Source organism: Acetobacter fallax, assembly GCF_011516735.1.
GTDB lineage: Bacteria > Pseudomonadota > Alphaproteobacteria > Acetobacterales > Acetobacteraceae > Acetobacter > Acetobacter fallax.
In genome coordinates this window covers 66,064-72,063 of the sequence record NZ_WOSX01000018.1, presented here as the reverse complement: position 1 = coordinate 72,063, position 6,000 = coordinate 66,064, and the positions used below count along the sequence as shown (strand labels likewise).

General features: G+C 58.2%; 6 protein-coding genes and 2 pseudogenes. 3 read left to right on the top strand and 5 right to left on the bottom strand.

Translation table 11 applies throughout. From position 1 onward, the window contains the following. A pseudogene (locus tag GOB85_RS10500) lies at positions 1-97 on the top strand (IS5/IS1182 family transposase); the annotation flags it as partial. Between the two features lie 48 nt (positions 98-145). Here the strand turns inward: GOB85_RS10500 and GOB85_RS19285 are convergent. Together GOB85_RS19285 and zigA are read right to left on the bottom strand one after the other, a co-directional pair. Beyond that, positions 146-394, bottom strand: a pseudogene (locus GOB85_RS19285) (heme NO-binding domain-containing protein); the annotation flags it as partial. A gap of 426 nt (positions 395-820) precedes the next feature. After that, positions 821-2,074: a zinc metallochaperone GTPase ZigA gene (zigA, locus tag GOB85_RS10495; protein WP_173578077.1), complete on the bottom strand. Its 1,254-nt coding sequence runs from the start codon at positions 2,072-2,074 to the stop codon at positions 821-823. Positions 2,075-2,159: 85 nt separating this feature from the next. Between zigA and GOB85_RS10490 the strand changes: the two genes are divergently transcribed. Together GOB85_RS10490 and GOB85_RS10485 are read left to right on the top strand one after the other, a co-directional pair. Continuing rightward, complete coding sequence (locus GOB85_RS10490; protein WP_173578076.1) at positions 2,160-2,795, top strand: DUF1826 domain-containing protein; 636 nt, start codon at positions 2,160-2,162, stop codon at positions 2,793-2,795. Positions 2,796-2,798: 3 nt separating this feature from the next. Then, positions 2,799-3,359, top strand: a complete 561-nt coding sequence (locus GOB85_RS10485; RefSeq protein WP_173578075.1) for a hypothetical protein — start codon at positions 2,799-2,801, stop codon at positions 3,357-3,359. Positions 3,360-3,396: 37 nt separating this feature from the next. On the opposite strand, the gene GOB85_RS10480 is transcribed toward GOB85_RS10485, so the two are convergent. Genes GOB85_RS10480 through hslV form a run of 3 tightly spaced genes read right to left on the bottom strand, consistent with a single transcriptional unit; the run spans position 3,397 to position 5,803 of the window. After that, positions 3,397-3,894 carry a SufE family protein gene (locus GOB85_RS10480; protein ID WP_173578074.1) on the bottom strand — a complete coding sequence of 166 codons (498 nt, stop codon included), beginning with the start codon at positions 3,892-3,894 and terminating at the stop codon, positions 3,397-3,399. Then, complete coding sequence (hslU, locus tag GOB85_RS10475; RefSeq protein ID WP_173578073.1) at positions 3,894-5,213, bottom strand: ATP-dependent protease ATPase subunit HslU; 1,320 nt, start codon at positions 5,211-5,213, stop codon at positions 3,894-3,896. Before hslU ends, GOB85_RS10480 begins: the two co-directional genes overlap by 1 nt. Continuing rightward, complete coding sequence (hslV, locus tag GOB85_RS10470; protein ID WP_173578072.1) at positions 5,210-5,803, bottom strand: ATP-dependent protease subunit HslV; 594 nt, start codon at positions 5,801-5,803, stop codon at positions 5,210-5,212. Before hslV ends, hslU begins: the two co-directional genes overlap by 4 nt. Positions 5,804-6,000 lie beyond the last annotated feature (197 nt).

Here is a 6,000-nt window from a genome sequence, read left to right as displayed (position 1 = left end):
GAAGGATGTCGAGACAACAATCTCGTCATCCTGCGCATGGTTGATGATTGCCCATATCCGCAGAGTTCTGCGAAAAATCAATCAAACCGCTTTCTGATTCAGGCTCTGAGAGAATGAACGCGCGTGAGGAATGGAACGGTGCGAATATTTCCGGATAAGTGTTTTTCAGTAAAGGCATCGCTGCCTCCCCGAACCATCTGAGGACATCGCTCCCGGGGATCTTAAGGCGGAGTGCCGCGGCTTCAACGATGGCCTGCATATTTGAGTCGGGGTAATCCCCCAGGGAGCTGTAGACACCATCCAGCCCGGTATCATCCAGCAGGAGTTCCCAGGTTTCAGCGCCGTAATGCTCGCTGACGGCGTCTTCGAGCAGATTGAAAACGATGCCCTTCATGTCACTCCCGATCAGGGTAAAACTGTCGTCCTGACCGCTGATACTCCCATTATGCTCATATCCGGTTAAAACTTTATTCTATGGTTTGGGAACTCATGGCGAAGAACGCTGGCCTGCGCGGCATCGTTGCTGCAATGGCTGGCCGTTACAGTCATTGTAACGAGTAGCGACAGCAGAGCGCTCAGGACATTCACAATATCCGGACAATGAAGGAGCGCCCGTTCTGTTCGTCTCGTCAGGTCATGAGCGCGTCTGCAATGCTTTCAGAGCATGACGATATTAACGAGCAGGGTCAGAGGCGTGTTCCGTCAGGCGCCAGCGCATGGCGGACGGTCGTGAGTCGAAGCGACCCTCCATCACCATCATAGCGATACCGGGTTCCATCGCGGATCGCGCGTTCTTTGGTTCTGGTGGCCTGTGATGGGTTCAGGCATGTTCTGAAACCTGCTGCACGTGTTCGGAGTGGCCATGGTCTGTCTGACGTTGCCATGCCGGAAACGGATCCGGGAGCATGGCATAGCGTGACGGGATGAAGCGGCCATCCGGTTCGGGAGCGGCGAGGCAGGCGTCGAGTGCGCTTCTGACGGCCTGTTCGTCCATGTCCTGTGTGCCTATGAAAACGATTTCCTGACGTCGGTCCCCGTAGACCGGATCCCAGCGGTCAAAGAGAAAGTCACGCCATTCATCGCTGTCGGGCCACTGTTTTTTTGAAATGGCCGCCCACCAGAATCCGATGACCTGGGTTCGGACGAGCGCTCCGGCCTGGCCGAGTTCTCCGACCTGTTCAGGACGGGTTGCGAGCCAGAAATGGCCTTTTGAACGGACGACGCCGGGCCAGGATTCGTCGATAAAGGTCTTGAATTTTTCCGGGATGAACGGACGACGGGCACGATAGACGAAGCTGTGGATTCCGTATTCCTCTGTTTCGGGCTTGTGATCTTTGAATCCGAACAGTTCCTTATACCAGAGCGGGTGCTGCTGCGCCTTTTCGTAATCGAAGCGATGCGTATTGAGGAGGCGTTCGGGGAGGACGGCACCGTGGTCAGCTTCAACGAGATCGGCGTCGGGATTGAGCGCGCGGATGATCTGCCGGGCTGCTTCGACCTGATCACGGGTCGCAGTCGAAACCTTGTTGAGGACGACCACGTCGGCGAATTCGATCTGCTCGACGAGGAGATCAACGAGAGCCCGCTCATCGTCTTCTCCTGCGGTTTCACCACGGTCTTTGAGAAAATCGGTGGAGGCGTAGTCTTTCAGAAGGTTCACGGCATCGACGACTGTGACCATGGTGTCGAGGCGTGCGATGTCGCTGAGGCTTTCGCCGTTTTCGTCACGGAAGTCGAAAGTGGCGGCGACGGGAAGTGGTTCGGCGATTCCGGTTGATTCAATCAGCAGGTAATCGAAACGTCCGGCTTCGGCGAGATGGCGGACTTCCTGCAGAAGATCATCGCGGAGAGTGCAGCAGATGCAGCCATTGCTCATTTCGACGAGTTTTTCATCGGTTCTGGAAATGTCGGTCCCTTCGCGGACGAGGTCGGCATCGATATTCACTTCGCTCATATCATTGACGATGACGGCGACTTTCAGGCCTTCCCGGTTATTCAGGATGTGATTGAGGAGACTGGTTTTGCCGGCACCCAGAAAGCCTGACAGCACGGTAACAGGAAGTTTTTCGGTCATGATCTGAGGATCTCCGGCAGCGATTGTGATCCTGTTCCTTTATATGTTATGTTATAACATAACAACCACACGATAATGGACGATCATGCTGATTTCGCTGACATCCTCCCTGCCCTGTTCCACCCGTGCGCGGCTTTCAGTTCCTCCCGGATTGTCTGCGATCAGGGAGATCGGGCGGTCGATTGCTGTCTGTGAGAGAGCACTGTCTTCTTCCGTTGTACGGGAGGCTGCGGAGCATGTGGCCTCCGGGCCGGCCGTCATTCTGGCACGGGGAACAGCGGAGGATGTGCGACGGCTGATAACGCCGGAGATGACAGAGAATTCTGAGGCGCTGTTATCGGATGCAGCCGGGCTGGTGTCTCTTTATCAGAGACTGACGGGGCTGGACGCGGTCCGGTTCAGGCTGGAAAGGGTCATGGGAGACAGCTGTCGCCGGTTTCACATCGACAATGTCGGATTGCGGCTGCTTTGCGCTTATATCGGACCTGGCGTGCAGTGGACGTCAGATAAGGGAGAGACGATTCAGGAGGCCGCGACAGGCTCTGTCGTTCTTCTGAAAGGCCGGCGCTGGCCTGGATGGTCGGAGGAGAGCGCGGTATTGCACAGATCACCGCCATTGTCGGCTTTACCGGTTGAGCAACGCGTCCGGCTGCTTCTGACGATTGACGAACCGGATGCGTGCGGCATGTCGGCGGACCAACCTCTTGTGGTCACGGTGTGAGCGATGTTTGTCATCGAAAGCTGGCCTGACGGCGGCCGTGGACCACGTATATGCGCTTCGGCTGAAGCTCGTATTCTCGTTGATATTATGACGCCTTTTACAGACATGGTTGTCTGGGGGCGGCGTGTGCCGGAGACATGGGCCGCGGATATTGCGGGGATGCGGGATGTCTCCGCGGGATTTTCTCTCAACGGAGCGCTGGATCAGGTTCTGATGCGAATGCGTGAACCGGACGGCCTGCAGGGATCATGGCCAGGCTTTCTGTCTGATGATGTTGAACAGATTGTTGCTCTGACGGGAGCTCTGGGGATTTCCCGGGAAGTGAGTGTGTCGTTGCGACCGGTTGCCAGTGGTGTGGCGGCAATGGCGCCACTGACGGGAAAGCTGCGGGCAATATGTTGCTACGGGGCGGGATCGGGAGAGTGGCGTTCGGGAAACGAGATGCGCGGAAGCCTGTCACCCGGAGAAATCGCATTTCTCAAACCCTCTGTTCTGGCGCCGCTGGAGACCGGATTTATGGCGACGGATCCCCGGTGTTTCGGGCTGAGTGTGGATGTGGAATGAGTGCTGGCCTCCTTTTTATGAATTTCAGGAGAATACTCTATTTCGAAAGGGTGGCCGCAGTGACAGTCGCGTCTGCCCCCTGCCCGTCCCGTTCCATCTGCTGAGTGGCTGCGGCGCGGATCGCACGGGCCATGGCTTCGACGCCGTTGCCGCGATTGGTGGAGAGAGCCTGGACAAGGCCTAGATCGTGCAGGAAGGAAGGATCGGTGGCGCGGATTTCCTCTGGTGTGCGGCCGGAATAGACACGCAGGAGGAGTGCCACGAGGCCTGAGACGATGGCGGCGTCTGAGGCTCCTGCGAAATACATCGTGCCGTCATCGCAGCGGGCTTCGAGCCAGACCTGACTCTGGCAGCCAGGAACGCGGTGGGCATCGTCTGTCCATTCCTTTGGGAATGGCGGAAGTTTTCGTCCGAGTTCGATGATGTACTGGTAGCGGTCCATCCAGTCATCGAACAAAGCCAGTTCGTCACCGATGACGGCGATGGCATCGGCGGCGGTTTCGTCTTCAGGGCGGACGAAGGGATCGACGGCCATCAGAGAATGAACCTGCTCAGGTCGCCTTTACTGGCGAGCGGAGCGACCCGGTCACGAACGAGATCGGCTGTGATGCGGATGGTCTCCCCTTTGCGTTCGGAGGCGCTGAAGGAGACGTCTTCGAGCAGTTTTTCCATCACGGTGGCGAGGCGACGGGCACCGATATTCTCCACGCGTTCATTGACGTCGGCGGCGAGTTCCGCGAGGGCATCTATGGCATCATCGGTGAAATCGAGTGTGACGTCTTCTGTGCCGATCAGAGCGATATACTGTTTGACCAGAGAGTGTTCCGGCTCGGTGAGGATGCGACGGAGGTCTTCGCGGGTCAGAGGCGAAAGTTCGACACGGATGGGCAGGCGCCCCTGTAGTTCGGGGAGCAGATCGGACGGTTTTGCGAGGTGGAAGGCGCCGGAGGCGATGAACAGGATATGGTCCGTTTTTACGGGACCGTATTTTGTCGAGACGGTGGTACCTTCGATGAGGGGCAGGAGGTCGCGCTGGACGCCTTCCCGCGAGATATCGGCGCCACGGGAGCCGCCATCTGACGAACGGGCGCAGACTTTGTCGATCTCATCAAGAAAGATAATGCCGTTATCCTGCGCGTGGGTAACGGCTTCCCGGGTCAGGGCTTCATTGTCGAGAAGTTTATCGGCCTCTTCGCGGGCGAGTTGCTCGCGGGCTGCGGCGACGGTGAGCCGGCGTTGCTGAGGCTGTCTGCCCATGATGTTTTTCATCATGTCGCCGAAATTCATCACGGAGCCTGGCGGCATTCCGGGAATTTCCGTGCCACCCTGCGATGTGGACGGGTCCGGCGCGATGGAGATCTCGATTTCCTTATCTTCAAGCTCGCCGTTCCGGAGCATCTTGCGAAAGCGGGATTTCGTATCGGCTGATGAGGCTTCGCCGGCGAGAACCACGATCAGACGGTTTTCGGCAGCTTCTTCCGCACGGGCGCGAACATCCTTGCGGCGCTGATCACGCAGCATGGAGATTGCTGTTTCGATCAGGTCGCGGATGATGCTTTCCACATCCCGACCGACATAGCCCACTTCGGTAAACTTGGTGGCTTCGACCTTGAGGAAGGGTGCCTGGGCGAGTTTGGCGAGGCGGCGGGCGATTTCCGTTTTACCGCAGCCTGTCGGGCCGATCATGAGGATGTTCTTGGGGACGACTTCCTCGCGTATGGCCTCTGGCAGCTGCGCCCGGCGCCAGCGGTTGCGGAGTGCTATGGCGACGGCACGCTTGGCGTCGGTTTGTCCGACGATGAAGCGGTCCAGTTCAGCGACGGTTTCTTCGGGCGAGAAGTGGATGATACTCATCGGGTTCCCTTTCCGTCCGCTTCGTTCAGCACTTCGAGTGTGACGGCGTGGTTTGTGTAGACGCAGATATCGCCGGCGATTTTCATGGCGCGGCGGGCTATTTCACTGGCGGTGAGGCCATCGACGGGCAGCAGGGCGCGCGCGGCGGAAAGAGCGTAGTTTCCGCCCGAGCCAATGGCGACGATACCGTCTTCGGGTTCCAGTACGTCACCATTTCCCGTGAGGGTGAAGGAATGGGTCTGGTCGGCGACGATCAGCATGGCTTCGAGGCGACGCAGATAGCGGTCGGTCCGCCAGTCTTTGGCCAGTTCGACGCAGGCGCGTTCGAGCTGGTTGGGAAAGCGTTCCAGTTTGGCTTCGAGGCGTTCGAGCAGGGTAAAGGCATCGGCAGTGGCGCCTGCGAAGCCGGCGAGGATCTGGCCTTTCGGGCCGATGCGGCGGACTTTGCGGGCGTTGCCTTTGACAACTGTCTGCCCAAGAGAGACCTGACCGTCGCCAGCCATGGCGACTTCATCGTCGCGGCGGACGCAGAGAATAGTTGTTCCGTGCCAACCCACCGGATCGTGGGGCGTGCTCTGATGCGTGTTCATGACCGTAGAAATAGGCCTTCCGGGCCGGATCACAAGAGGTGAAGCGGATGGTCTGCCCTTCAGGGACTGTTTCAAAGGCCACACTACTGAGCGAGAGCGGGCCGTGTGCACCGGGGGCGTAGAAAATCTGCGTCGAAACGCGCGACAGATTGCCGGCAGAGACGTTTTTGAAACAGCGTCTTACTGATGGCTTTACC

Coding starts and splice junctions, on each gene's coding strand:
- GOB85_RS10485 (WP_173578075.1), top strand. CDS start 2,799: ATGTTTGTCATCGAAAGCTGGCCTGACGGCGGCCGTGGACCACGTATA.
- GOB85_RS10480 (WP_173578074.1), bottom strand. CDS start 3,894: ATGGCCGTCGATCCCTTCGTCCGCCCTGAAGACGAAACCGCCGCCGAT.
- hslU (WP_173578073.1), bottom strand. CDS start 5,213: ATGAGTATCATCCACTTCTCGCCCGAAGAAACCGTCGCTGAACTGGAC.
- GOB85_RS10490 (WP_173578076.1), top strand. CDS start 2,160: ATGCTGATTTCGCTGACATCCTCCCTGCCCTGTTCCACCCGTGCGCGG.
- zigA (WP_173578077.1), bottom strand. CDS start 2,074: ATGACCGAAAAACTTCCTGTTACCGTGCTGTCAGGCTTTCTGGGTGCC.
- hslV (WP_173578072.1), bottom strand. CDS start 5,803: ATGAACACGCATCAGAGCACGCCCCACGATCCGGTGGGTTGGCACGGA.